Annotated in this window: 23 protein-coding genes; 7 read left to right on the top strand and 16 right to left on the bottom strand. The window is 64.1% G+C overall.

What is annotated here, in order from left to right; translation table 11 throughout:
• Nucleotides 1–13 precede the first annotated feature (13 nt).
• The 5 genes from PI93_RS24005 to PI93_RS23985 all read right to left on the bottom strand — a co-directional run bounded on the left by PI93_RS24005 (nucleotide 14) and on the right by PI93_RS23985 (nucleotide 5,913).
• On the bottom strand, nucleotides 14–1,444 hold the full coding sequence (locus PI93_RS24005) for a flagellin N-terminal helical domain-containing protein (RefSeq protein ID WP_039366505.1): 1,431 nt from the start codon (nucleotides 1,442–1,444) through the stop codon (nucleotides 14–16).
• Between the two features lie 496 nt (nucleotides 1,445–1,940).
• Entirely contained in the window at nucleotides 1,941–2,600 is a 660-nt protein-coding gene (locus PI93_RS24000; protein ID WP_039366508.1) for a response regulator, read from the bottom strand.
• Complete coding sequence (locus PI93_RS23995) at nucleotides 2,597–3,484, bottom strand: sensor histidine kinase (RefSeq protein ID WP_052240423.1); 888 nt, start codon at nucleotides 3,482–3,484, stop codon at nucleotides 2,597–2,599. The genes PI93_RS24000 and PI93_RS23995 overlap by 4 nt, the downstream gene beginning before the upstream one ends.
• Nucleotides 3,485–3,854: 370 nt before the next feature.
• A complete protein-coding gene (locus PI93_RS23990; RefSeq protein WP_039366510.1) occupies nucleotides 3,855–5,249 on the bottom strand; it encodes a sensor histidine kinase in 1,395 nt (464 codons plus the stop codon).
• Nucleotides 5,242–5,913, bottom strand: coding sequence for a response regulator transcription factor (locus PI93_RS23985; RefSeq protein WP_039366513.1), 672 nt, complete (start codon nucleotides 5,911–5,913; stop codon nucleotides 5,242–5,244). The genes PI93_RS23990 and PI93_RS23985 overlap by 8 nt, the downstream gene beginning before the upstream one ends.
• A 351-nt stretch (nucleotides 5,914–6,264) precedes the next feature.
• Between PI93_RS23985 and PI93_RS23980 the strand changes: the two genes are divergently transcribed.
• From PI93_RS23980 to PI93_RS23970, 3 genes are all read left to right on the top strand, one after another.
• Nucleotides 6,265–7,215: an ABC transporter substrate-binding protein gene (locus PI93_RS23980; RefSeq protein ID WP_370834582.1), complete on the top strand. Its 951-nt coding sequence runs from the start codon at nucleotides 6,265–6,267 to the stop codon at nucleotides 7,213–7,215.
• Nucleotides 7,216–7,401: 186 nt separating this feature from the next.
• A complete protein-coding gene (locus PI93_RS23975) occupies nucleotides 7,402–8,235 on the top strand; it encodes an ABC transporter ATP-binding protein (protein ID WP_052240424.1) in 834 nt (277 codons plus the stop codon).
• A 95-nt stretch (nucleotides 8,236–8,330) separates the two neighbouring features.
• The gene (locus PI93_RS23970; RefSeq protein WP_052240425.1) at nucleotides 8,331–9,200 is read left to right on the top strand and encodes an ABC transporter permease; all 870 of its coding nucleotides are present in this window, start codon (nucleotides 8,331–8,333) and stop codon (nucleotides 9,198–9,200) included.
• 86 nt (nucleotides 9,201–9,286) lie between these two features.
• On the opposite strand, the gene PI93_RS23965 is transcribed toward PI93_RS23970, so the two are convergent.
• The 4 genes from PI93_RS23965 to PI93_RS23950 all read right to left on the bottom strand — a co-directional run bounded on the left by PI93_RS23965 (nucleotide 9,287) and on the right by PI93_RS23950 (nucleotide 12,714).
• Complete coding sequence (locus tag PI93_RS23965) at nucleotides 9,287–9,889, bottom strand: BPSL1445 family SYLF domain-containing lipoprotein (RefSeq protein ID WP_039366516.1); 603 nt, start codon at nucleotides 9,887–9,889, stop codon at nucleotides 9,287–9,289.
• A gap of 322 nt (nucleotides 9,890–10,211) precedes the next feature.
• A complete protein-coding gene (locus PI93_RS23960) occupies nucleotides 10,212–10,685 on the bottom strand; it encodes a hypothetical protein (protein WP_039366520.1) in 474 nt (157 codons plus the stop codon).
• A 41-nt stretch (nucleotides 10,686–10,726) separates the two neighbouring features.
• Nucleotides 10,727–11,524: a response regulator gene (locus tag PI93_RS23955; protein ID WP_039366624.1), complete on the bottom strand. Its 798-nt coding sequence runs from the start codon at nucleotides 11,522–11,524 to the stop codon at nucleotides 10,727–10,729.
• A gap of 71 nt (nucleotides 11,525–11,595) precedes the next feature.
• Nucleotides 11,596–12,714: an ATP-binding protein gene (locus PI93_RS23950; protein ID WP_052240426.1), complete on the bottom strand. Its 1,119-nt coding sequence runs from the start codon at nucleotides 12,712–12,714 to the stop codon at nucleotides 11,596–11,598.
• A gap of 287 nt (nucleotides 12,715–13,001) precedes the next feature.
• Here PI93_RS23950 and PI93_RS23945 point away from each other — a divergent pair, with 287 nt between their 5' ends.
• Together PI93_RS23945 and PI93_RS23940 are read left to right on the top strand one after the other, a co-directional pair.
• Nucleotides 13,002–13,703, top strand: coding sequence for a flagellar basal body L-ring protein FlgH (locus PI93_RS23945; protein WP_052240427.1), 702 nt, complete (start codon nucleotides 13,002–13,004; stop codon nucleotides 13,701–13,703).
• The gene (locus PI93_RS23940; RefSeq protein WP_039366523.1) at nucleotides 13,703–14,236 is read left to right on the top strand and encodes a hypothetical protein; all 534 of its coding nucleotides are present in this window, start codon (nucleotides 13,703–13,705) and stop codon (nucleotides 14,234–14,236) included. Before PI93_RS23945 ends, PI93_RS23940 begins: the two co-directional genes overlap by 1 nt.
• Nucleotides 14,237–14,317: 81 nt before the next feature.
• Here the strand turns inward: PI93_RS23940 and PI93_RS23935 are convergent, their stop codons facing one another.
• The 7 genes from PI93_RS23935 to PI93_RS23905 form a co-directional block, all read right to left on the bottom strand.
• A complete protein-coding gene (locus tag PI93_RS23935) occupies nucleotides 14,318–15,097 on the bottom strand; it encodes an HD domain-containing protein (protein ID WP_201278417.1) in 780 nt (259 codons plus the stop codon).
• A 25-nt stretch (nucleotides 15,098–15,122) separates the two neighbouring features.
• Nucleotides 15,123–16,580, bottom strand: coding sequence for an aldehyde dehydrogenase family protein (locus tag PI93_RS23930; protein ID WP_052240428.1), 1,458 nt, complete (start codon nucleotides 16,578–16,580; stop codon nucleotides 15,123–15,125).
• 51 nt (nucleotides 16,581–16,631) lie between these two features.
• Nucleotides 16,632–17,609: a PDR/VanB family oxidoreductase gene (locus PI93_RS23925; protein ID WP_039366639.1), complete on the bottom strand. Its 978-nt coding sequence runs from the start codon at nucleotides 17,607–17,609 to the stop codon at nucleotides 16,632–16,634.
• Between the two features lie 24 nt (nucleotides 17,610–17,633).
• Nucleotides 17,634–18,653: an amidohydrolase family protein gene (locus PI93_RS23920; protein ID WP_039366526.1), complete on the bottom strand. Its 1,020-nt coding sequence runs from the start codon at nucleotides 18,651–18,653 to the stop codon at nucleotides 17,634–17,636.
• An 82-nt stretch (nucleotides 18,654–18,735) separates the two neighbouring features.
• Nucleotides 18,736–20,013 (bottom strand): Rieske 2Fe-2S domain-containing protein, encoded by a 1,278-nt coding sequence (locus tag PI93_RS23915; RefSeq protein ID WP_039366529.1) that lies wholly within the window; start codon nucleotides 20,011–20,013, stop codon nucleotides 18,736–18,738.
• A 63-nt stretch (nucleotides 20,014–20,076) separates the two neighbouring features.
• Complete coding sequence (locus tag PI93_RS23910; RefSeq protein WP_039366532.1) at nucleotides 20,077–21,099, bottom strand: DODA-type extradiol aromatic ring-opening family dioxygenase; 1,023 nt, start codon at nucleotides 21,097–21,099, stop codon at nucleotides 20,077–20,079.
• Nucleotides 21,092–22,480: an aromatic ring-hydroxylating dioxygenase subunit alpha gene (locus tag PI93_RS23905; RefSeq protein ID WP_080759039.1), complete on the bottom strand. Its 1,389-nt coding sequence runs from the start codon at nucleotides 22,478–22,480 to the stop codon at nucleotides 21,092–21,094. Before PI93_RS23905 ends, PI93_RS23910 begins: the two co-directional genes overlap by 8 nt.
• A 359-nt stretch (nucleotides 22,481–22,839) precedes the next feature.
• Between PI93_RS23905 and PI93_RS23900 the strand changes: the two genes are divergently transcribed.
• Together PI93_RS23900 and PI93_RS23895 are read left to right on the top strand one after the other, a co-directional pair.
• A complete protein-coding gene (locus tag PI93_RS23900) occupies nucleotides 22,840–23,934 on the top strand; it encodes a CobW family GTP-binding protein (protein WP_039366534.1) in 1,095 nt (364 codons plus the stop codon).
• A 49-nt stretch (nucleotides 23,935–23,983) separates the two neighbouring features.
• The gene (locus PI93_RS23895) at nucleotides 23,984–24,733 is read left to right on the top strand and encodes a FadR/GntR family transcriptional regulator (protein ID WP_052240429.1); all 750 of its coding nucleotides are present in this window, start codon (nucleotides 23,984–23,986) and stop codon (nucleotides 24,731–24,733) included.
• The last annotated feature ends 147 nt before the right edge of the window (nucleotides 24,734–24,880 follow it).

Genomic DNA, 24,880 nt, shown 5'->3' with positions numbered 1-24,880 from the left:
GACTACTCCGGTCTTACTGGAGGAGCTTGAGCACTTGCTGCGGCAACTGGTTGGCTTGCGACAGCATCGAGATACCGGCTTGTTGCAGGATCTGCGTGCGGGTCAGGTTGGCCGTTTCCGCAGCGTAGTCCGTGTCTTGCACACCCGAACGCGCTTGCGTCAGGTTTTGCGTCGTGGTCGACAGGCTCGAAATCGTCGACTGGAAGCGGTTTTGCGTAGCACCCAGCGTGGCGTTGAACGAGTCAACGGTCGTGATGGCGGCGTCGATCTGCGACAGCATCAGCGTGGCGTTGTTGACCGACTTCACGTCGGCGGTAGCCAGGCTGCCCGACGTCGTGTACGTGCCGGCGGTCAGGCCGAGCTGCGTCAACGTGCTGGGGGTGCCGCCGTTGGTCGACGAAATGTTGAACGATTGACCCGAGCTGATGTGCATTGCGCCGGTCGAATCGATGAACGCGTTGACACCGATGTTGGCCGAGTTGATCGCCGTGGCCAGGTCAGCCGAGCTCTTGAACGTGCCGGTGATGTCGTGCGCAACGCCGTTGACCGTGAAGGTCAGGTCGCCCGTGCCCAGCGTGGTCTGGAACTGCGACGCCACGCCAGTCGACGTGACGGCGGCAGCGCCAGCGGCGATGGTCGCCGGCAGGCCGAGTTGGGTGTTGGCAGCGGCAGCGCCGGTGATATTCAGAGCGGCAGCCGGGTCGGTGTTGCTGATGACCAGCTGGCCGGTCGAGTTGACCGAAGCGATGTTGGCGGTGAAGCCAGCCTTCGCGCCGGCGGTGTTGATGGCGGCGGCCAGGTCGTTGGCGTTGTTGTACGTGCCGGCAGCAACGTCGATCGTGGAGCCCGTGCCGTCCTGAATCTTCAGGTCGTTGGTGGCCGAGATCGTGTACGACAGCGGGTTGGTGGTCGACGTCGCTTGTGCCACGGCGCCGATGCTCGACGTGGTCATGCTTTGCGTCAGGTTGACCGAAATGGTCTGGCCGGCGTTGGCGCCAACCTGGAAGTTCGCCACGCCCATCGTGCCGTTGAGCACCGACAGACCGTTGAACTGGGTCTGGGAAGCCAGACGGTTCACTTCGGCCAGACGCTGTTGGACTTCCTGGTCGAGGGCTGCACGGTCCGAATCCGAGTTCGTCGAGTTCGTGGCTTGCACGGCCAGCGTACGGATACGTTGCAGGTTGTCCGTAATCGACGACAGGGCGCCGGCAGCGGTCTGCACCAGCGAGATACCGTCGTTGGCGTTTTGCGACGCTTGCGTCAGACCGTTGATCTGCGACGTCATGCGGTCGGTAATCGCCAGACCGGCAGCATCGTCAGCAGCGCTGTTGATGCGCAGGCCCGACGACAGACGCGTGATCGAGGTTTGCAGCGCGCCTTGCGACGAGCTCAGATTGCGTTGAGCAACCAGCGAGAAGATATTGGTATTGATGACAGATGACATTTAGCCACTCCTTTCCCAAAATTTTTGGCTCCGGCTTAAGCGCCGTAACTTTGGCTCACCAGCCAATCGCCGAAAGCCGCCGTTGTAGGGGATATCGGACAGCCATTGGGAAAATTTAGGGTGATTTCACAAAATGCTCTCTCACCCCCCATCGACTTGCCTCGTCGATGTCGGAAAAACGCTAGTAGGCCAGTCTACAAATTTCCTCCACGATTGATTCGCCAAGGAAAGGGGCAATGTGCCGCCTATTCATGTCCTGTAAGGCTTGGAGAGGTGGCGACGTGTGACGTCGCACGGATGGCGGGGCGGGCAATTCTCAACCGGCGGTACGGCCTGGCGGCTGAGAAAATATTTTTTCCCGACGCCATGAAAATTCTTCGCGCCGAGGGTCGGCGGCGCCCGAAAAGCACATGGCCCGCAACGGCGGGCCATGTAGTGAGTACTTAATTCGCGGAAAAGCGTCGCCAAAAACGCAAAAAGTGTGGCGTCGATGGCGCTACGCGCAGACCGGCCCCATCTCGGCGCTGACCAGGCCGTGTTGCATCACGTAATACGTGAGTTCGGCGTTGTTGTTCAGGCGCATCTTTTCCAGCAGGCGGGTGCGATAGACGCTGACGGTCTTGACCGAGAGGGAGAGCGCGTTGGCGATGTCGGTCAGGCGCTTGCCCGAGCCGATCATGCAAAGCGTCTGATACTCGCGGTCGGACAGGCGCTCGTGGGGCGGCTGGTCGGCGTCCGGGCCGAGGTAGTCGGCGAGCGTCTCGGCGACCATCGGGCTTACGTACTTACGGCCCGAGGCCACTTGTCGCACGGCCGAGACCAGTTGTTGCGCGTTCGAGCGCTTGCTCAAATAACCGGCAGCGCCGGCCTTGAGTGCGCGCAGCGCGAACTGGCCTTCCCCGTACATGCTGAAGATCATGATCGGCAAACGAGGATGTTTGCGTCGCAACGTCTTGAGAATCTCAAGACCGTTTGTGTCGGGCAGCGAAATGTCGAGCAGGACGATGTCCCACTGCGCTGCGTCGGTCATCTCCAGCGCTTCCGCGCCGCAATCGGCTTCGCCGATGACGGCGATGCTCCCGCTATCGGAGAGCAACTGCCGGACGCCCTGGCGCACGATGGCGTGGTCGTCGACGATGAGCACTCTAAGCGTCATGATGCGTATCCGTGAAGGGCAAGCGATTCCGGGTCATGGAGGCCGGCCGGGGCCGGCAGGATTTGATGCCAGGGAAGCCGTGCACTCACGAGCGTCCCTGATCCTTGCGCACTACCAATACGCAGCGTGCCGCCGAGCGCCGTGCAGCGCTCGCGCATGCCCACCAATCCGAAATGTCCCTGCTTGCGACGCGCGCCGCGGCCCAGGCCGCAACCGTCGTCGGAAATCGTGAGTTTGAGTGAACGATGGCTGCCGTCGAGCGCCACGACGACGCGCGAGGCGCGTGCATGCCGGGCAACGTTGGTCAGCGCTTCCTGCGCGATACGGTACAACGCCAGTACCGCGTCGGGGGAAAGATTGGCGACGCGCAGGCGCGTCATGTCGTCGCAGCGCCAGATGCACGTGAGACCGCTTTGCTCGCCGAAGCCGCGCAACCAGACGCGCAGCGCCGTGACGAGGCCCGCGTCGAGTACGGGCGGTCGATTACGGCCGACGAGTTCATCTGCCGCGTCTTGTGCCGCGGTTGCCGCGTTCTGAATCTGGGTGCAAAGGGATTGCCATTCGGCGGCGTTGGCCGGCGGACGCATCGCCAGACGCGCCACCACCAATTGCAATGCCGTGAGCTGTGCGCCAAGGCCGTCGTGGATTTCCTGCGCCAGTCGCGTGCGCTCGCCTTCGCGTGCGGCGTCGATCTTGCGGGCGACCGATTGCGCCAGCGGACGTGCCGAAGCCCGCGCAGCGCGCGAGGCAGGCTCTGCCGGCAACGCGAGGTCGCAGGTGGCAGGCTGATCCGATACCGGCGTCGTGGCGCGCGCGTGCAACGTGTCGTCAAGCGACACGCGACGTCTCGCAGCCTGTGCGGCAGGATCGACGAGATACGGCATGGAGGCAAATCCCTGAGAGAAAAAGTCCCGTGCCGCAACCCACGCGGCGAGACCCACATTCAATTTAACAAACTTTACATTTCGTCACAATTACACGCGGCGGGCACCCGCGTGGTTGACAGCGAAGCATAACTAATTGATTTGTATCAAGAAGTTTTCGCTTGCTTGAGGAGGATTCTGCGAAGACCCCAAATATATCAGGGTTTGTCCTAGCGCATCCAGTCGAGCGTATGTTTCAAACGACATTTTCGATATAAACAATTGTAACGCCTTAATTTTTATCGCGACTTCATACGGTTGTGATTTTCTTTCAGGCAAGGGCAGGGGTTTACCACGCACCTCATCGGTGAATTGACCCGAGCAACGTGCCTTATAGGGCGTTGTGTTCGGTCTCCGAATCCAGGGGGAGCGTGACGGTCACGATCAGGCCGCGCCCGTCGTCGCCCGGCGCCAGCGTTACCGTGCCGTGACTCGCTGCCACGATTTCCTTGACGATGGCCAGCCCGAGGCCCGTGCCGGGTTGACCCGGCAACGCATTCCGATAGAAGCGCTCGAACACCCGCTGACGCGCCTCGGCGTGAATCCCGGGCCCGTCGTCGATCACCCGCAGGCGGGCGGCGCCATCCCGACGGTCGATAGCCACCGTGACGCGTCCACCTTCGTGGATATAGCGGATCGCATTGTCGACAAGATTCATGACCATCGCGTGAAACAGTTCGCCGTTCCCCGCCACCCACACATGGGTCTCCGAAGTTTCCAGCCCGAGATCGATGTCGCGCCGTTGCGCGAGCGCCACGAGCTCCTCGAGCACCCCGGCTGCCGCGGCGACCAGATCGACCCGCGAGCGGGAGAACGCCGGGGTGTCGGCCGCCTCGGCCTGCGAGAGCAGCAATAGTTTGTTGGTGAGGTCCGCCAGTCCGCGGCTGCTCGTCTGCATGGCGGCGAGTACGTCGGCGAGTGCCGCGCGGTCGTCGAGTTGGGCGGCGAACTGCAACTGGGTGTCCAGCAACGTGAGCGGCGTGCGCAACTGATGGGCTGCGTCGGCCACGAAGCGCCGCTGCTGCTGTGCCTGCGCCGAGAGGCGCTGGATGCACAAATTGATCGCATCGACGATCGGTCGCAATTCGGTTTGCAGTTGTCCGGCACGAATCGGCACCAGCTCCTGCGGGGCGCGTCCGGCGACTTCGTCCTTGAGGCGAATGAGGGGGTGCAGCTCGACCGTCAGGCCGATGAGCACCAGCACGGCGGCGAGCGCGGCCATGGCGATTTGCCGGTGCAGCGACGGCTCCCACAACTGGGCCAGCATGTCGTCGTGCGCGTGCATGGTTTCGGCCACCACCACGGCCACCTTGTGCGGGGTGCCCGAGTCGTACATCGTGCGCACGAAGCTGATGGCCCGCAGCGGCTCGCCGTTCACCTCGATGTTCGAGTAAGCCGGCACGGTCTTCGGAAAGAGCGGCGGATGCGGGAAGTCCGGCGGGCCTGCGAGGAGCCGGCCGTCTTGCGTGATGACCTGATAGAACACCCGGTCGCGCGCGGGAGATGCGAACAATTCGAGTGCGGAGGGCGGCACGCTCGCGCGCAGGGCGCCGTCAACCCAGGTCAGTTCGCCGGCAATCACCTGCGCGGACGTGAGCAGGGCCCGGTCCTGCACGAGTTCCGCCGTATCGTGCGCGCTCCGATAGGCCAGCCATGCGCTCGCTCCGATATAGAGCGAGAGCGGGAGCATCAGCCACATCAGCAGCCGCACGCGCAGACTAAGCATCTTTTTCGCGCAGCAAATAGCCCAGACCGCGCAGGGTCATGATGGCGGCACGGCTTGTCTCGAGCTTCTTGCGCAATCGGTGGATATAGATCTCGATGGCGTCGGCACTCGGTTCGTCGTCCAGACCGAAGACCCCGTCGACCAGCGCACTTTTGGCAACGGTCTTACCCTGCTTGCGCATCAGAATCTCGAGCACGGCATGTTCGCGCGAGGGCAGCGCGAGCGGCACGCCTGCAATGGTGAACTGTCGCGTGCCGGTCTGGTAGCTCAGGTCGGCGCACACGAGATCGGCGCCCTGCTCGGGCGAGTGGCGACGCGCCAGCGCCTTCACGCGTGCGATCAGCTCGCGCACCTCGAACGGTTTCACCAGATAGTCGTCGGCCCCGGCGCCGAGACAGTCGACTTTTTCGTCGACCGAACCGCTGGCCGTGAGAATGATTACGGGCACGTTGTTGCGCCGCTCGCGCAAACGCCGCAGCACATGCTTGCCGCCGAGCTTGGGCAGCATGAGATCGAGCAGCACCACGTCGTAGGTCTCGGTTTGCAGCAGCCGGTCGGCGGCATCGCCGTCGCGCGCGGCGTCGACAGTGAAGTTGTCGTCGCGCAGCATGCGGGCGAGCCAGTGGGCCAGCGTGTCGTTGTCTTCGATCAGCAGCAGTTTCATAACGGCGAAAGCGGAATGCGACGGCGAGTGTGCCCGCGGAACCTGCGCAAGCCAACAGCGGGTAAACACCCATCACGCGTGGACGAAAACCTGCATGCGGTGAAAGCTGGATGAAAGATTCGGTTCTCTACAATCGTCAACACGGCAGAGGTGTCGGTCGAGACGACCCCTGCCCTGGCCCCGTGGGCAACCACGCGAGGTCGGCCGGCGCCGCAACGGAAGGCTCGGGCCATTATCCCTAAAAACGATGGAGACACCACAATGCGAGCAAGCCTTGGCGTGCGTGCGCCGAAAGCCTTCGTGAAACCCGTTCTGGCCGCCGTGCTCGGCGCGTCGCTGGCGCTGGCCGCCATGCCCGGTTTCGCTGCCGACAGCGGCAAGATCACGATCATGGTCGGGGGCATCACCAAGATGGTCTATCTGCCGGCCAAGCTCGCCGAGCAGCTCGGCTACTTCAAGGAAGAGGGCCTGAACGTCGAGCTGCTCTCGCAGCCCGCCGGTGTCGATGCCGAAAACGAATTGCTCGCCGGGGCCGTGCAGGCCGTGGTCGGCTTCTACGATCACTCGATCGATTTGCAGAGCAAGGGCAAGGAGATCCAGGCCATCGTGATCTTCGGTCAGGTGCCCGGCGAAGTCGAGCTGGTCAACGCGAAGAGCAAAGACACCATCAAGAGCATGGCCGACGTGAAGGGCAAGACCCTTGGCGTGACCGGTCTGGGCTCGTCGACGAACTTCCTCACGCAATATCTCGCGGCCAAACACGGCCTGACGTCCTCGCAGTATTCGGTGCTGCCGGTCGGTGCGGACAACACGTTTATCGCCGCCATCAAGCAGAACCGTATCGACGCCGGCATGACCACCGAGCCGACCGCCTCGCAGTTGCTCAAGACGGGCGACGCCGCCGTGCTGGTCGACATGCGCACGATGGAAGGCACCGTCGCCGCGCTGGGCGGCGCTTACCCGGCATCGAGCCTGTATGTGCAGCGTGTATGGCTCGACAAGCACAAGCCGGAAGCCGCCAAGCTCGCCCGCGCGTTCGTGAAGACGCTCAAGTTCATCAACACGCACTCGGCCGCCGAGATCGCCGACAAGATGCCGAAGGATTACTACGGCAACAACAAGGCGCTCTACGTTCAGGCGCTGCAGAACTCGCTGCCGATGTATTCGCCTGACGGGCGCATGCCCAAGGACGGTCCCGAGACCGTGCTCAAGGTGCTCTCGGCGTTCAATCCGAACGTCAAGGGCAAGCATATCGATCTGTCGAAGACGTACACCAACGAGTTCGTCGATCAGGCCAAGTAACTTGCCGATCCGGCGCGACCCGTTCGCGATCCTTTGACCCTGTAGTGCCGGCGCGCGGTCCCCCCGACGCGCAGCCAACCGAGCCGCCCACACCCCGACGACCGTCCGGTGTGCGGGCGGGCTCACCCCCAAGAAACCGCAACGACACCGTCGCACCTTCGACGAAGCCACCGAGGAGCCGGGCATATGACCCAGACCATCACCCCTACGGCGCCGGCACGCGCCGCGAGCCCTGTCTCGCGTGACACGCCCGCCATCGAATTCGACAACGTGTCGTGCCGCTTCATCTCGCCCGATGGCAAAGCCACCGTGGCGCTGCGCAACTTCAGCATGTCGGTCGCCCGCGGCGAGTTCGTGGCCATCGTCGGCCCGACCGGTTGTGGCAAGTCGACCACGCTGTCGATGATTACCGGTCTGCTGCGCCCGACGGCGGGCAGCGTGCGAGTCATGGGTCAACCCGTGAACGGTATCGATCCGCGCATTGGCTTCGTTTTTCAGAACGACGCCGTTTTTCCGTGGCGCAGCGTGCGCGATAACGTTGCCGCCGGCCCGCTGTTTCGCGGCCAGTCAAAAGACGCCGCCTATGCGCTGGCCGACGAGTGGATCAAGCGCGTGGGCCTCGACAAGTTCGGCAGCCACTACCCGCATCAACTCTCGGGCGGCATGCGCAAACGTGTGGCGCTGGCGCAGACGTTCATCAACAACCCCGAAATTCTGCTGATGGATGAGCCGTTCTCCGCGCTCGACATGCAAACGCGCACGCTCATGCAGGACGAATTGCTGCAACTGTGGTCGTCGACGTCGGGCTCGGTGGTGTTCGTCACGCACGATCTGGAAGAGGCGATCGCGCTGGCGGATCGCGTGTTCGTGCTCACGGCGCGTCCGGCCACGTTGAAGAACGTCTACACGATCGATTTGCCGCGTCCGCGCGTGATGTCGGAGATTCGCTACGAACAGCGCTTCATCGACATCTCGCGTGAGATCTGGGCCGATCTGCGCGAGGAAGTGAAGATCGGTTGAAGGTGGGCGGCCCCGCCGGGGTCGCACCAGTGAGTGATTTAGCGGGCCGCGCCGCCGTGAGTGGCGACGTGTGCCTTTGTCGTCAGGAGGAGGGCATGAACATGAGTGAACAGGCTGTCATGGCAGGGTTCGGCGACGCCGATCTCGCGCGTGAGGAAGCCGCGGCGCAGCGCCGCATCAAACAACGTCGCGCGCTGGTGGTTTTCCTGCGCGTGGCGATTCTGGTGGTCGGACTGGGCGGCTGGGAGTTGTCGGCGCGTCTGGGCTGGATCGATCCGTTCTTCTTCTCGCAGCCGAGTCTGATCGTTCAGCAGATCTACGACTGGTGTGTCGAAGGCACGTCGCAGGGGCCGCTCTGGACGCAGGTGCTCGTCACGCTCGAAGAGACCGTGCTGGGCTTCCTGATCGGCGGCGTGGCGGGGGTGATCTGCGGCATCGTCCTCGGGCGCAACAAATTGCTCTCGGATGTCTTCAGTCTCTACATCCAGATTGCCAACTCGATCCCGCGCGTGGTGCTCGGCTCGATCTTCGTGATCGCCTTCGGTCTGGGCATGGCATCGAAGGTGGCGCTCGCGGTGGTGATGGTGTTCTTCGTCGTGTTCGCCAACGCCTTTCAGGGGGTGCGCGAGGCCGACCGTTACATGATCGCGAACGCGCAGATTCTCGGGGCGTCGCGTCGTCAGGTGACGATGTCGGTGGTGATTCCTTCGGCACTGTCGTGGATTCTCGCCAGCTTGCACGTGAGCTTCGGCTTCGCGCTCGTGGGTGCGGTGGTTGGTGAATTCCTGGGGTCGAAGCAGGGCATCGGCCTGCTGATCTCGACCGCGCAAGGGGCATTCAACGCGAGCGGCGTGTTCGCCGCCATGATCGTGCTGGCCGTCGTGGCGCTGGGGGCGGATTACTTGCTGACCTCACTGGAGAAGCGTTTGCTGAAGTGGCGTCCGGCGGCATTCTCCAACGAATGAGTCTGAACCCGTAACGCCAACGGCTCGTTGCATAAAGAAACGGCGCCATCCCTTGCGGGCGGCGCCGTTGTCGTTTGATGAGAGACTCAGATGTTGAGCTTCGTGACCTTGGTACCTTCGATGTTCAGGTTGGCCATGAGACCGGCGTTGGTCATCACGATCACTTCCACCGGCGAAGTGGCGGTGTTCAGATCGACCGCACCGTTCGCGCCGATCTTGACCAAGGCGACCGAAGCGTCGGCACCGGCCGTCCAGCCGTCGGTCCGCTGGAATTTGTCGAGGGCGTCCTGCGTCATGAACAGGAAGATGACGGCCTTCGACTGTGCGCCGATCTGCAGACCGAACGACGCGGTCACCGTGTTGTAGTAACCCTTCGTGGCGCCGCCCACGCGCAGCGCGCCTTCGCCATATTCGCCACCGACGACGAAACCGGCTTGCAGCACCGACGGGAACACGAGCACGCCGCGCGCCTTGTTCACCAACTCGCGCGAGCCCTTCACGGACGCATACATCTTGTCGAGCGCTCCGTTCACGGAGGCATCGATTTCACGGCGCTTGTTGGCATTGGCGCCGGCCGAGTTGTCGCTCTTGTCGGCTTGCGACGGCGTAGTCGTGGTACAGCCGGCGAGCGCGAACGCAGCGGCGGCAACCGCCACGGAAGTTTTCATCAGGAATTCGCGTTTTTGCATTTTTTCCCTCCAGGTAGCGCGTGTGCCGGGCGCAATGCGCGACGGCATGGATGTGGACAAAACGTCTGACCGATGCAGCACCCTGTGAGGGGTGCGACGCTTCGGCGTTGAAGCGGATGATGAGATCGATCGTTCGGCATCCGAGGAATGCGCGGGTCGACCAGCGCGCGACGCCCGAGAACCCGTTTCGCGATATTGCGAGCATGGCCTGCAAGGCGTCGGCATGACGTCGATTATGCGGTCTCTGTTGATATTGTCAAGAAAATAGCGTGACAAGTTCCGCTAACGTGCGCCTATCTTTTGCTAACTTGTAGGTATCCGCCTACGTGCACTTGCGCACGTATTCTTCCTTGAGCGCTTTGCGCGGGTTGGTGCGTGTAGGAATGTCGACGCGATCGCCGGCGGGCGAGTCGACACGCTTGTCACGCGTGTAGACCGGCTTGTCTGGCGTATTGGCGATCTTGTCGGCGAGTGCGCGGCATTCGTCGCGCAGGGATGCCGAACCGGCACCGGAAGCGACGGCTTGCTCGGCTGCCTGATCGCGTGCGGCTTTCGAGCATTGCTCGGGCGGTAGCGCCCGGCCGACGTTATCGAAACACACGGGCGTCTGTGCGAACGCGAAGCCGCTGATGCCGAACAGCGTGGCGGCGATGGCGGCTTGCACGAGGCGTTGGATCGGCCCGCGCGGATTGGCAAGCTCGGCAGTGCGAAGCACTGAGGACGGAATGCCGGAGGTGGCAGTGAAGGGTGCGAATGAAGCGGACATCGGGGACGGCGTGGCGCTGCGGCGTGGCATCGTCAATCTCCTCAATGGGTCCCGCCGTGGCGCGGGTTCGCCTATTCTGGCACCGCGCCGGCCGAATTGTCGATAGCCGCGACGCCATGCCGCGCGGCCAGGGCCTCCGGGCGGTCGGTGCGCAACTCCAGCCGGTAGCCCACGCCATAGATCGAGCGCACGATTTCCTCGTCGGGCCGGATCGCCTGCAGCTTGCGCCGCAGGTTCTTGATATGACTGTCGACCGTCCGGTCGGCGACCACCCGGTGATCGTCGTACATCCGGTCGAGCAGGTGGGCTCGCGGGAAAGTCTTGTCGGGATGACTGGCAAGCGTGGCGAGCAAGCGCAATTCGACCGGGGTGAGCGGCAGCTCGTGTCCGTCGAGTCGGGCGTGATGACGCACGGCGTCGATCACGAGGGCGGGCTGTTGCAGCGCAGTGGGATTGGCGGCGCCATTGGCCGCGGCGACGCCGATTGCCGTGCCGCGAACCCGGCGCAGGATCGCCTTCACGCGCGCGACCACCTCGCGCGGGCTGAAAGGCTTGCAGATGTAATCGTCGGCGCCGAGTTCGAGGCCCAGCAGTCGGTCGGTTTCCGCCGCGCGGGCCGTGAGCATCACGATCGGGACTTCGGAGATTTCGCGCACGGCGCGGCAGACCTCGAGACCGTCCATGCCCGGGAGCATCAGATCGAGCAGCACCAGACGCGGCTCGGTCGCCCGCACGGCCGGGAGCACGTCGCGTCCGTCGGAGAGAATGCGGCACGGCATGCCGGCCACGCGCAGATATTCCGCGAGCAACGCGGCAAGCTTGGGCTCGTCTTCGACGATCAGAATCGGGGCGGCGTCGGAGAGTGTCATCGCGTCGGTCGGCGATCGAAGGGCGGAATGAGGCGAGGTAGTCTGCGAGTTCGGGTGCATGGGAGACGGACTCAACACAGGGTCGTGAGGGCTTGAGTGGCGAAACCGGACTCGCTCGCACCGCGGGACGCGCAAGACGATATCGCGCACGGGCTGCTCGTGCTGGCAGAGGCGCTGCGGTGGCGGGGCAGGGTGATCGTCAAGGCCAGTCCGCCCAGAGGGGAGTGCCGCGCGACGATCAGACCGCCGTGCGCTTCCACAATGTGTTTGCACAGCGCCAGCCCCAGACCGGCGCCGCCGCTGCGCCGGCTGCGCGACGCTTCCACGCGGAACAGGCGCTCGAACAGGCGAGGCAGGGCGTCGTCCGGCACGCCGGGGGCCGAGTCTTCGATTTCGAGACGCAGTTGCGTGTCCGTCGACGACAGATAGACGCGCACCGCGCCACTGCCATCGGTATAACGCAACGAATTCTCGAACAGGTTGCCCAGCAATTGCGTCAGGCGGTGCAGATCGCCGTTGACGAAGAGGGGCGCGTCGGGGATATGCACATTGAGCGAGATGCCCTTGGCGTCGAACCAGTCACCGAAGGCGGCCACTGACGTGGCGACACGCTCGGTCATGTCGACGGGTGCGAACGCGTAGGTCAGTGCCCCCACGTCCGAGAGCGACAGTTCGTACAGATCGTCGATCAGCTTGGAGAGCAGTGAGATTTCAACGCGCAGTGAGGCGAGTGCGTCCTGCGTGAGCGGGCGCACACCGTCTTCCATCGCTTCGATTTCGCCGCGCAACACCGAGAGCGGCGTGCGCAACTCGTGCGAGATGTCGGCCAGCAGGTCGCGGCGCAGACGGTCGTTGCGCGAAAGCGTGTCGGCGAGCCGGTTCAGGTCGACGGCGAGGCGCGCCAGTTCGTCGGCACCGGCGCTTGGCGCACGGGCGCTGTAGTCGCCCATCGCCATGCGGTGAGTCGCGTCCAGCAATGGGGTGACGGGCACGAGCAGTCGCTGGGCCGCGCGAAGCGCGATGGCGCCCAGGAGTGCTACGCCGAGTACCGCCAGATACATCAGGTTGTCGCCACGCAGCCAACTGTGACCGGCCATGGCGGCGCGCACGACGAGTGCCGTGGCCGTCATGGTGACCAGTCCTGTCGCGAAGATCGCGAGGAACAGCTTGCGAGTGATGCCGGAGTTCATGCGTTGGATAACCGGGCTAAGGGTGGCGGCAAGTAAAGGGCGTGAAAGCCTGACGAGGCGAGCCGGTGGCGTGGCCCCCGACGTTGGCGTGCCATTTTCTCAGCTTCGGAGCGGTGCGCGCCGTGCCTCCACAAATTTTCCTCTATTTGTGCTTAGTGACTGCACGCCCGCTTCTTACTATCCCTCACGAAGCTGGCCGCCGTGCCGTCTTCCCGATCTGCAAACCAATCACATTTTTCGAACCAGACCGGATACGGCATCCGGGCCCGGCGCGGGGGCGCCTCATCATGTCGAATCTGTCGATGCCACCGTGCGCTGCGGCGCGCGGCCTTATGGGGACGGTCGCGTTGCTGGCGATCATGAGCGTCATGTTGAGCGCCTGTTCGAGTCCCGCAACGGTCGCGGCGACGCCGATGGCCGTGATGCCCATGCCACGCGTAGCCAACGTGCAAACGGCGGGCTCGATCTACCAGCCGACGACCGCCACGAACTGGTTCGAGACGCCGGTGGCGCATCGCGTGGGTGATCTGCTGACGATCTCGGTGGCGGAAAACTCGTCGGGCAGCAACAAGTCGCAAAGCGACATTTCGCGTAACGCGAGTGTGACCGCCAAGAGCGCCAAGCCGGACGGGACCGATTCGGTGCTCGAGCGCTGGTTCAACATCGGACAGTCGGCCAGTAGCTTCAAGGGCAATGGCACGAACAGTTCGACGACGGCGCTCACGGGCACGATTGCCGTGGCGATCGTGGAGGTGCTGCCCAACGGCGCTTATGTGGTGGGCGGGGAAAAGCAGGTGATGCAAGGGCGCAACATCGAGACGTTCCGCTTCACCGGTGTGGTCAACAAGTTCGATATCTCGCCGGGCAATGTGGTGGCGTCGAGCAAGGTCGGACAGGCCAAGGTGGGGCGGGTGGAGGACGGCCAGATCGCCGACGGTAGCAGTGGCGGCTGGTTGCAGGGCATTCTGCTTGGCGTGTCGCCTTTCTGATGACGCGCCTCGCGATAGTGCTGGCGCTGGCGGCGGCTGCCAGTGCGACCCTGGGCGGGTGCCTGTTCGCAACGCCGGTGCCGGTGATCGCCGCGCAGGTGGCATCCAGTGTCGTCACCACCGGGGTGATGCTGTCGGATCAACTACCGTCCGTTGTCCCGCCGACCGAGCCTGCCGCTCCGGAGCTGCTCTCGCGCAGTCTGTGCATCGAGTTGGCACCGGACGGCATCTCCGATCTGCTGCCGGCGATTCAGGGGCGGCTGCGCGCCTATGGAATCGTGAGCACGATCTACAGCCCCGGCACCTGGCCGACGGGCTGCGTCGTGCTCAACTACACGGTGCGGCGCGCCTGGCGGAATTCGTTATGGGGGAGTGCGCCGAGCGAATACCTGGCGTATGCCACGCTGACGCTCAGCCAGAACGGGTCGGTCATGAATACCGTGTACTTCGACGGCCGCACGTCGACGGTCGAGTCGTGGTCGGCGTCGAATTCCCGCATGGCGCAACTCGTTGACCGACTGGTGGTGTTTTGAGCGCCTCCGTGATCGACGCGCAATGAGGCAGGGCGGTGGCGGGCAACCGTCTCTCGGCGAATGCGCCGCCACCGGCTGCGCTCACAGGAACTTCGTCGGCCAGATGATCGTGCGCCACATGTGCGCAGACGGCGATCCGTCGAAGCCCAGCCCTTCCTTGGGCTGCTTGAAATGCCGGCCGATGATATCGATGAACGGGTCCCAGCTCACCTGTGCGTTCGGGTCGAACGAATAGATGTCGTTGAGCGTGATCAGCCGGCTCGTCATGTACCACTTGTGGTTGCGCGCGTACTCCCAGTCGGCCTTGACGTAGTCCTCCGGCTCGTAATCCGCGCCGAAGTAGCGCAGATACGCTTCGGGATAGTCATAGCCGACCGAGGCATCCGGGAAGAAGCGTAGCGCCTGGTGATAGCGGATCGCCCAACTGACTTCCTCGTCGACGTAAGGGGCGATCAACTGCGCGCCCCAGTAGCCGTGATCGGCGCGAATGAACCCGGACACGCTGATGTCGTGGAGCAGGCAGGCGAGAATCGTCTTCTCGTCATGCCCGGCCTTGAGGGCGTGCGTCGCGCTTTGCAGCAGGTGGTTCGCCGGCGCAAAACGATGGCGGAAGAAGTCGAGCAACGTGGGCCGCTCGGGCATCTTCTGCAGGCGCGGATCGTCGCCCATCAGGAAATGCCGGGGATCGGGTTTGCCGCCCGGGGGCGGCATGATCGGCGCTGTCGGATCGCGATCGCCCGAGGTGAACAGCACGGAGCGAACGATCTTGCGATCGAGTTCCTCGATCATCTGGTGTTCCAGCGCGTCGGCACGCGCCGACAGGCTCATGCCGGCGTGAGCCGGCGCATTCGTGGTGGACATGTCGTCTCTCCTGAACGATGTGTGCTTAGCGCTGCGGAGCGCCGGCAGGCGGCGACATCGGGGGCATGGGCGGCAGGATGGGCACGCTGACGGCGCGCGTTTCGGTGTAGTGCTTCAGGCCCTGTGCGCCGTACTCGCGACCGAGGCCCGACTCCTTGGTGCCGCCGAACGGCACGTCGTACTCCACCCCGACGTGGTGATTGATCCACGCCGTGCCCACTTCGAGCCGTTGCGCAATCGCCCGTGCCCGCGCAGGGTCGGCACTCCAGACCGAGCCCGACAGGCCGAACCGCGTGTCGTTGGCGCGACGCACGGCGTCGTCCACGTCGCTGAACCGGATCACCGGCAGCACCGGCCCGAACGGCTCCTCGTCCACCAGTCGCGTGCCTTCGGCGATATCGGCCACGATGGTCGGCGCGATGAAATAGCCCGGACGCGGCAGCGCTTCGCCGCCGCACAAAATGCGCGCGTTCTGGTGGCGCGTGTCTTCGATGAGCTCCAGCACCCGCTCGTACTGCATGCGGTTCTGCACCGGCCCCATGAGCACCCCCTCTTCGAAGCCTTCACCGACCTTCACCCGGCGGGCGATCTCCACGAGCGCGTCGCACACGGCGTCGTATACCTTCTCGTGCACGTACAGACGCTTGATCGCCATGCAGATCTGGCCGCTGTTGCCGAAGCACGCCCAGAACAGACGCGGTGCGAGTGCCTTCACATCGATGTCGTCGAGCACGATGGCCGCATCGTTGCCGCCAAGCTCCAGCGTCAAGCGCTTGAGCGTGCTGGCCGCACTCGCCATGACCCGCTTGCCGGTCGCGACCGACCCGGTGAAGGAGATCTTGTCGATGCCGGGGTGTTCGGTCATCCAGGCGCCCAGATCGTTGCCGCCGGCGACGACGTTCACCACGCCGGGCGGGAAATGCTCGCGCGCGATCTCGCCGATGAGCAGCGTCGTGAGCGGCGTGTACGGCGACGGCTTGAGCACGATGGTGTTGCCCGTGTAGAGCGATTGCGTGATCTTCGGCAGCGCGAGCAACACGGGCACGTTCCACGGTGTGATCGCACCGACGACACCGAGCGGGTGATATTGCAGTTCGACGTGACCGCGTTCGTTATCGCGCAACAGTTCGGGCTTGAGCTCGATCGCCAGCAACCCTTCCAGATTGGCGAAGGCGCGACCCAGTTCATCCTGCGCCCGGGCGAACGGTTTGCCTTGCTCGCGGGTGAGCAATGTAGCGATTTCCTTGCTGCGCGCCTTGAGCGCTTCGGCAAATCCGCGCAGCATGTCGCGGCGGGCTGCCGGGGTTGTCTCGCGCCATGTGACGAATGCACGGCGCGCGGCGGCGACGGCACGATCCAGTTGATCGCGCGAGGCGTCCGGACACACCGCGAACGGCGCGCCGGTGCCCGGATTGATGACATCGAACGAAGCGTCGCTTGGCTCGCCGCGACCGTCGATGGTATGAGTGAAACCGCTTTGCATGTCGTCTCCTCCAGCGCCCTGTGCCGGACGCATTGATAGTGATAGGCGTTGCTACAGATCGAGCACCAACCGGTCGCCACGGCAACCGGAGCAGCAGATCATGACGGTGCGGCCGCTGGCCCGTTCGTCCTGACTCAACACGAGGTCGCGATGCTCGGGTGTGCCTTCGAGCACGGCGACTTCGCACGTCCCGCAAACCCCTTCGCGACAAGAATACGGGGCGTCCACGCCGGCGTCGAGCAACGCATCGAGCATCGTTTGCCCCGGCTTGACCACGACAATCTTCTGGCTTTTTGCGAGCACCACGTCGTATTGCCCAGCGGAACCCTCGGGGGCGCCGACGCCTGCGAAATACTCCACATGCCCGTGACAATCCGCACGCCGCGCCACCGCCGCCTCGAACGCCTTGAGCATCGGCGACGGGCCGCAGCAGTACAGGTGGGTGCCGGCAGGCACGTCGTCGACGAGCTTGCCGAGATCGAGTGAACCTTGTCCGGGTGCGCGGTCGAAGTGCCACTCGACACGCCCGTATGCGAACGCGGTGGCCGCAAGACGATCGGCGAAGGCGGCCGTCTCGCGGCTGCGTGCGCAGTAGTGCAATGTCCAGGGGCGCTGCATTGCCTCGAGACGCGCGGCCATCGACAACAGCGGGGTGACACCGATGCCGCCCGCCACGAGCACCGTGTGCCCGTGGCGCGCCGCTGTCTCGTCGAGCGGGAAGTGATTGCGCGGCGCACTGATCCTGAGTGTCGCGCCTTCGTGCAGATGCTCGTGCACGAAGGCGGAGCCGCCACGGCTGGCCGCGTCACGGTTCACGCCGATGACATAGCGATGCCGTTCGCCCGGATCGTTGAGCAGCGAGTAGCATCGCGACAGCCCGTCGCGCAGGAACACCTCGATATGCGCTCCTGCCGTGAACGGTGGCAGCGCATTGTCGTCGGACGCGTGGAGTTCGAAGACGGCAACGGCGGCTGTCTCCTGTTCGCGTCGCGCGACGTTGACGATCAGCGTGTCGGTGAAGTCGGACATGTTCATGGCGTAGCGCGCAGCCGGTTATGCCGCGACCTTGGCGGGCAGACGGAAGACGTGACGCGCGTTGTCTTCGAAGATCTTGCGGCGGTCGTCGGCGCTCAGCCAGTCGAGGTTGTCGATGAGCGAGCGCACGTCGTCCATCGAGCGGCCGGTGGCCGGATTCACGGCCGAGCCGACGCCCGGGCATTCGGTACCGAACAGACAGCGATCCACGCCGACGGTCTTGATCAGCAGCGACAGCGCCTCTTCGGTGTACAGCACGGTATCGAAGTACAGGTTGCGCAGACGCTCCGAGAAACGCTGACCGTTCGGGCGGCGCAGCGTCGGCGCATCGAAGCGGCCGATCTGATAAGGCACCGCGCCACCTCCGTGACTCACCACGATCTTCAGGTTCGGGAAGTCCTTGAAGACGTCGGAGTTCACCAGTCCGAACACGGCAATCGTTTCCTCGTTGATGAAGTGCAGCGAGTACGGCACGCGTTCCGAGCGCGATCCGGTGCCATGGATGTGCGCAGGCACGTCAAGCTCGCACAGCTTCTCGTACAGCGGATACCAGTAACGGTCGCCCAGCGGCGGCGCTTCGGCAATGCCGTTCTCGAACGGATCGGGATTGAGCAGGCAGCCCGCGAAGCCCAGTTCGTTGATGCAGCGCTCCAGCTCCGGCAGTGCCTGTTCGATGGGGTCGCCTGCCGTTTGCGGCAGACCGGCGACGCCAGCGAACGTTTGCGGGAACAGTTGTGTTTGGCGATAGATGATGTTGTTGCACTCTTCGGTGAACCAGTGCACCAGCTTCGCGGGCTTCTCGGACTGCATCAGCTGGAACGGACGCGGCGACACCAGTTGCAGGTCGGTGCCGTGCTCGCGGATGTAGTCGAGGTGCCCCTTCGGCCACGTCTCCGCGCGATTGGCGGCGGCGCGAATCTCGTCGTCGGACACATTGATGCGCCCGCGTCCGTGCGAGCCGCGGCTCGCCAGCAGGCTGGCCTTGTAGGCCCACAGTTCGGTCGGTGCGCTTACGTGGGCGTGGCAATCGATGATCATGCTGAACTCCGGTGTCAGGTTGAGACTGAGTTGCGATGGAAAGGCGATAGGAAATACGTTGCGTAGCGTGTGTCGTTCGTTCTCACGAGGCTGGCGCCGGCGCGCCGCGCAGCAGGGCTGCCGCGCCGGCGAGCACGGGAATGTCCTGCGGCAGCAGCATCGATACGGGGCGCACGTTGTAGAGCGCGCCGTCGTTCGCGCAAACGGGGACCTGTCCCTGCGCGAGATCGCGTGCAAGCTTGAGCATCAACCGGCGAAAGCGCACGATGCCGCGATCGGACGCCCCGAGCCGTTCCTGCGACCGGTCCACGATGGGCCCCATGCTTTCCTGCACGGCGGCGTCCTGATTCGGAATGCCTTCGATGCCGGTGAAATTGGACGTGCGCTGCCGTGCCCGGTCGATACCGTAGTCGTTACCGCGATGGAGCAACGGGCGATAGCCGTCGTCGACCGGTCCCCAGAAGCCCTGACGTCCGCCGCGAAACGCGATTTCGTCGTCGCGGTAAGCGCGCGCGGGACTGGCGCTGAACGACCACGTCCAGGTGGTCTCGTCGTCGATGGGCACCCAGGCGTGGCCGTCGTAGGGTTCCTGACTGGATTCGGCAAAATTGCCCACGGGCGGAATCATCGTGTAGCAAGGCAGCAGGAATTGGGTGACTCGCCAGTAGTAGGTGCCGGGCTCGGCGTGTCGGCGTGCGGCGATCACGAGTCCATGGTCGGCGTCGCTCACTTCGAAGACCGGGTGGCGGTCGGACGCGTGATATCGATTGCTTGGTGCGCCGGCTGCGGGTTCGGTGCGGCTGTGCAGGAACGAGATGTGGCTCGAATCGATGCCGCCTTCCACGGCTTGTGCCCAGTTGCACGACTGTAGACGCTTGGTCGCCGTGTGCTGACGTTCGGGCAATCGGGACCACTCGAAGTCGGGCAGCGCGGGCACCGACTCGCGTGGCCCCATGTACACCCACACCACGCCGTTACGTTCGGCCGTGAGGTACGCCTTGATGCGCACGTTGTGCGTTTGCGGATTCTCGTGTGGCTCGGACGGCATCTCCACGCACTGTCCGTTCACGTCGAACTTCCAGCCGTGATAGACGCAACGCAAGCCGCAGTCTTCGTTGCGTCCGAAGAAGAGCCCGGCCCGGCGGTGCGCGCAATACGCGTCCACAATGCCCACGCGGCCTTCGGTATCGCGAAACGCGACGAGGTCCTCGCACAGCAAGCGCAAGCGCACGGGGGCGCCGTCACGCTCGGCGATTTCCTCGGAGAGCAGCGCGGGCAACCAGAAGCGGCGGAACAGTTCGCCCATGGGCGTGCCGGGACCCACTCGCGTGAGGGTTTCGTTGTCTTGCGTGGAAAGCATGCCTGCCTCCTTGCAGGTGGGGCCGGCGCGTCGCCCTCTGCGGGGCGTGCGCGGCCGGTGGCCTTAATCGGCCGGATGCCAGAGCACGAAGCCCATGGCGTTGCCCGTGCCGGCCGCCGAGCGGTAGCACGGCACGTAGTCGACCAATTGCATCGTCATCGCCTCGGCGTTGGCCGCCGCAATGACCGGCAGCCAGTTCTTCACTTCCGAAGTCCCCGATTGCAGCAGCGCTTCGTCGATACTGCGCAAATACCCGGTATCGCCTCGCGCCATTGCGTCGAGCAGCGCCTGATCGAAGGCTTCATCGATCACGAAATGACTTAATCCACCGGAGGCGATCAAGGCAATGCGCGCGTCGTGCGGCCAGGCATTCAACGCGTCGCGCAACGACAGCCCGAGGTCGACGCAACGCGTGGCGCGCGGTTGGTTCGGCGGATAGAACGTGTTGAGCATGATGGGCACATGCGGTGGCACGCGCCCGTGCATGAGCCGTTGATAGACGAAGCCGAAGGCGTGGGGCATGCCGGTGGGGCCGTCGTTGCCGCGCTGCGGGACTTCGGTCGAGAGCGTGATGTCGTGACCCCGGTCGGTGAATGCCGTTGCGAGATGCCGCGCGAGCGGTGCATGCGCCGGGTATGCCGTGCGCGTACTCGGCTTGATGGCCGCCGACGAGATCGAGATGCCCGGTGGCATCTTCGCCAGACGGGCGGCGCTGACCGGTTCGTCGAAGACAGATTCGCCGCCGTAGAGCCACACCGCCGGTGTGATTGCGGGCCCGAAGACTTCGCGCTGATCGTTGCCGACAATCACGACGATGTCGGGGGCGGCGTCGTGCAGTGCCTGCGAGAGCACTTCGAGCGCGGCGGTGCAGCGAGCCGCGTGCGCTTCGCGTGCCGGGAGCGTGACCTGCGCTTCGAGGTTCTCGCTCGCACGCAATGTCGTCAGCGCGTCGAAGTCGTAGGTCCGGCCGCGAAACGGATGCGACGGTTCGGCGCGGTCGGCGCGCACGCGCAAATCCCAGTCGGCAGGTGGCGTAGAGAGCATCGGACCATGAGACGTGCCCATGGCCAGCACGATCTTAGGCATGGCGTTCGTCCCGGATCGGATGAATCGGGAAGGTCTGCTTGCCCGACGCCTGCGATGCCTGTGGATCGAGCGAGTGGCCCGATGGCGCCGTCAGGTCGACGTCGACGACATTGCCTTGAGCGTCCACACGTATGCCCATCGCATCGTGGAAGGCGCGCTTGACGGCCTCGGGCTGACCGGCCTGAAACGCATATTCCTTGAGGTGCTTGCCGATGATCGGGTGCGCCTTCAGTTCGTCGCGCGTCAGCCCGTCCACGAACAGACGGCGGGCCGCGACCGGCAGGTCGATGCATTCGTTCTTCGCGGCGTCGCGCACCAGCCCCTTCGGATCGCGGCCCTGTGCAATGGCATCGAGTTCATCGAAGAAGTGCCGACGGAGCATCGCGATACCCCGGTCGCTCGCGCCGAGATTCTCCTGCGTGCGGTCGGCAATGCGTCCTTGCCCGACCCATGCCACGAAGTCCTGATTCATCACATGGCTGGAGATCCACTGTCCGGTCGCTTCGTCCTTGACGGGGCCGTACCACGCCGGAATTTTCTCCTGCACGTAGGGCTCGCGCTCACGCGGCACGCGGTTGAAGGCCCATGTGATCGACAGCGTGTTTTCGTCATCGATGGGTACCCGCCATTCGAAGTGATCGCCCAGACAGAAGACATTCGGCCACAACGCCAGACGGCCGACAGCCCACAGCGGATGTTTCTCGTCGGTGTCTTCGCGAACGCGCTTGTAGATCAGGCCGTACTCGAATTCCTCGAAGCCGAGCTTGGTGTGCGTAGGAGAGTAGGGGCCGGTATCGCCGCGCAACCGGACGCTCCAGTTCGAATGCATCCATTCGAAGTGCACCGGGTCGATCGAGTTCTCCTGACACTGGAACCAGTTGCACGGCACTTCCGAAATCACCACCTGACGGAAGCCGTTCGCCCAGGTGAAGGGCTCCCACGTCGGGACGAGCGGTGCCGGTAGCGGCCCCATGTAGGCCCAGATCATGCCGGCCTTGACCTGCACCGGATACGACTTGATCTTGATGCGGTCCTTCAGGCGTACCTGCGGATTGGCAATGTCTTCGTATGGCTGTTCGGTGCACTGGCCGGTCTCGTCGTACAGCCAGCCGTGATAGTTGCAGCGCAGACCACACTTCTCCACGAAACCGTAAGCCAGATCGGCGCGACGGTGCGGACATTGACGATCCACCAGCCCGTAGTTGCCCGACAGATCCTTGTAGAGCACGAGGTCTTCCCCGAACAAACGCGCCGGACGCACCGACATCTCGTCGAACTCGCTTTCGGCCCCGATCGGATGCCAGTAACGCCGCAGCAAATCGCCCATCGGCGTGCCGGGCCCGACCTGCGTCAACAACTGGTTCTTTGCCTCGCTGAGCATGGATGTCTCCGTCCGTTTCTTGTGGGATGCGCACCGCTTTCGATAGTGCATTTGCGCATACTGTATGCGTGTTTATTTGGCGTGTCAACGCCCTTTGTCGTGCGGTTTGCCTTCCCTTGGCGGCTTTCGGTGCCCTTGTTACTGCCTGGAAATTCCCGGCAAAGCCCCGTATTTAGGGGAGGGCGCCTATTGACTGGATGTGATTATAAACATACTGTATGCGTATTGCATCAAACTGCACGCACTGCTCGATCAGCGTCAAGGTTTGTGGGCAGGGCGTGCTCTACGCTGCGACGACCCTGTTCCGAACGCCTGATTGCCTGGCCAACTCACCGTCATCACGCTTCTCCGAATCCACCATGTCAGCCACCGATGCCCGCTTGCCGGTCACACTCCTTACGGGCTTTCTCGGCAGCGGAAAGACCACGTTGCTGCGGGCGTTGCTCGCGCACCCAGGCATGAGCGACACGGCCGTGATCGTCAACGAGTTCGGCGAAGTGGGGCTCGACCATTTGCTGGTGGAGACGCTCGATGCCCATACGGTGTTGCTGGAGAGTGGGTGCGTGTGCTGTGCGGTACGCGACGACTTGAGCGAGACGCTGCTATTGCTGCATGCGCAGTCGATCGATGGCGAGATCATGCCGTTCTCGCGCGTGGTGATCGAAACCAGCGGTCTGGCGGATCCGAGCGCGGTGGTGGCGGCACTGCTGCGCGACCCGGCGCTCTCGAAACGCTTCACGCTCGATGCGGTCATCGTTACCGTTGACGCCGCGCACGCGATGTCCCAGCTTGCGCAGCAACCGGAAGCCCAGCGTCAGGTGCTGCTTGCCGACCGGTTGCTCATTACCAAGGCGGATCTTGTCGATGCCGATGCGCTCGACGCGCTTCGTGCGACGCTGACGCAGCGAAACCCGGCTGCGTCGCAGCAGTTGTGCGACCACGGCCGCATCGCGCCATCGGATGTGCTGGGCCTCGGGATGCACACGCCGGAGACCGTGGCGGACGTGACGCTGCGCTGGCACGATACGCCGTCGCCGCGCTATCGATCGGTGTGTCATACCCACGGCGCGTCGGCGTGCGCCGATTGCGCGCCGCTCAAGCTGCTGCCCGGCAACGATGCGCCGCACCGCACCGACGTCGCCGCGCATTGCATCACGCTCGAGACGCCTCTCGACTGGGACGTGCTGAGCAGTTGGCTCGGCGCCGTCGCCTTTCATCACGGCAACGAATTGCTGCGTGTGAAGGGATTGGTCGATGTGCAGGGCGAAGCCGGGCCGGTCGTGGTGCATGGCGTGCAACATCGCCTGCACCCTCCCGAGACGCTGCCGGCATGGCCCGCGCGTGCCGATGCCGCCCATTCCGAACGACGCTCACGCTTCGTTTTCATCATGCGCAACGTGTCGCGCGACGCCCTGTTGGCGCACCTGACCGAAGCGCAGCGCGTACCGACATAGGTGATGCGCAATGTAGTATCTTGTTGCCGACAAAACGACCAGGAATCCCATGCCACGCGAAAAAGCAGAAACACCCGTCTGGAAACTCGGCCGCGCCGAATCGACCGCCATGCGCGTCGAACGTCAGATCAAGGAGGCATTGCTCGACGGGCACTTCGCTCCGGGTGATTTCCTCGGCTCGGAAAACGATCTCGCCACGCAGTTTGGCGTGAGCCGACTGCCGATTCGCGAAGCGCTGGGCCGTTTGCAGGCGCTGGGTGTGGTCGATATCCGCACGGGCGCCGGTGGCGGTGCACGTATCGCCCAGGGCAATCCGTCGCTCTTCTCCGAAGCGTTGGCAATTCAGCTCAAGCTCGTTGGCATGTCGGCCGAGGAGATCTTCGACGCCCAGTTCACGATAGAAGTCGCCGTCGCCGGACTCGCTGCTCAGGCGGCTACGCCGGAAGATATCGAAGGGCTCGAATTGGCGCTGGAGAATGCGCAGGCGCTCGTGGGTACGCAGCATGAGTTCACGCAGGCGTCGATGGTGTTTCGCAACGCCGTGGCGCAGGCCTCGCATAACCACTTCCTCGAAGCGATGATGCAGGCAATCGTGCATGTGCTGTATCGCTCGCTCACGCCGTACACCACCGAGACAGTCGCCAAAGGCGTGATCAAGCGTCACCGCGAACTGCTCAATGCGATTCGTGCGCGTAACGACGAGGCGGCTCGTCAGGTGGTTTCGCAGAACCTCACCGTGTTGCGCGAGAAGTATCTCGCCGCGCGCGATACGGCTGCCAAAGCCGCTGCCAAGCGCTGAGCACCGGCGCTCCTGCTCGACGCGGCAGTTCAGCGCGGCCGTTCCACGCAAAGCTCACCCAGCAAAAAAAGAACCGCGTCCCCCGACGCGGTTCGCAAAACCGGCCCGCCCCCAAGCGGACCAGCACTGCCCGACTCGGGCGCGGCA

The organism is Pandoraea fibrosis, from assembly GCF_000807775.2.
Lineage (GTDB): Bacteria > Pseudomonadota > Gammaproteobacteria > Burkholderiales > Burkholderiaceae > Pandoraea > Pandoraea fibrosis.
The sequence above is the reverse complement of the archived record's forward strand: the minus strand, read 5'-3'. Positions and strand labels throughout refer to the sequence as shown.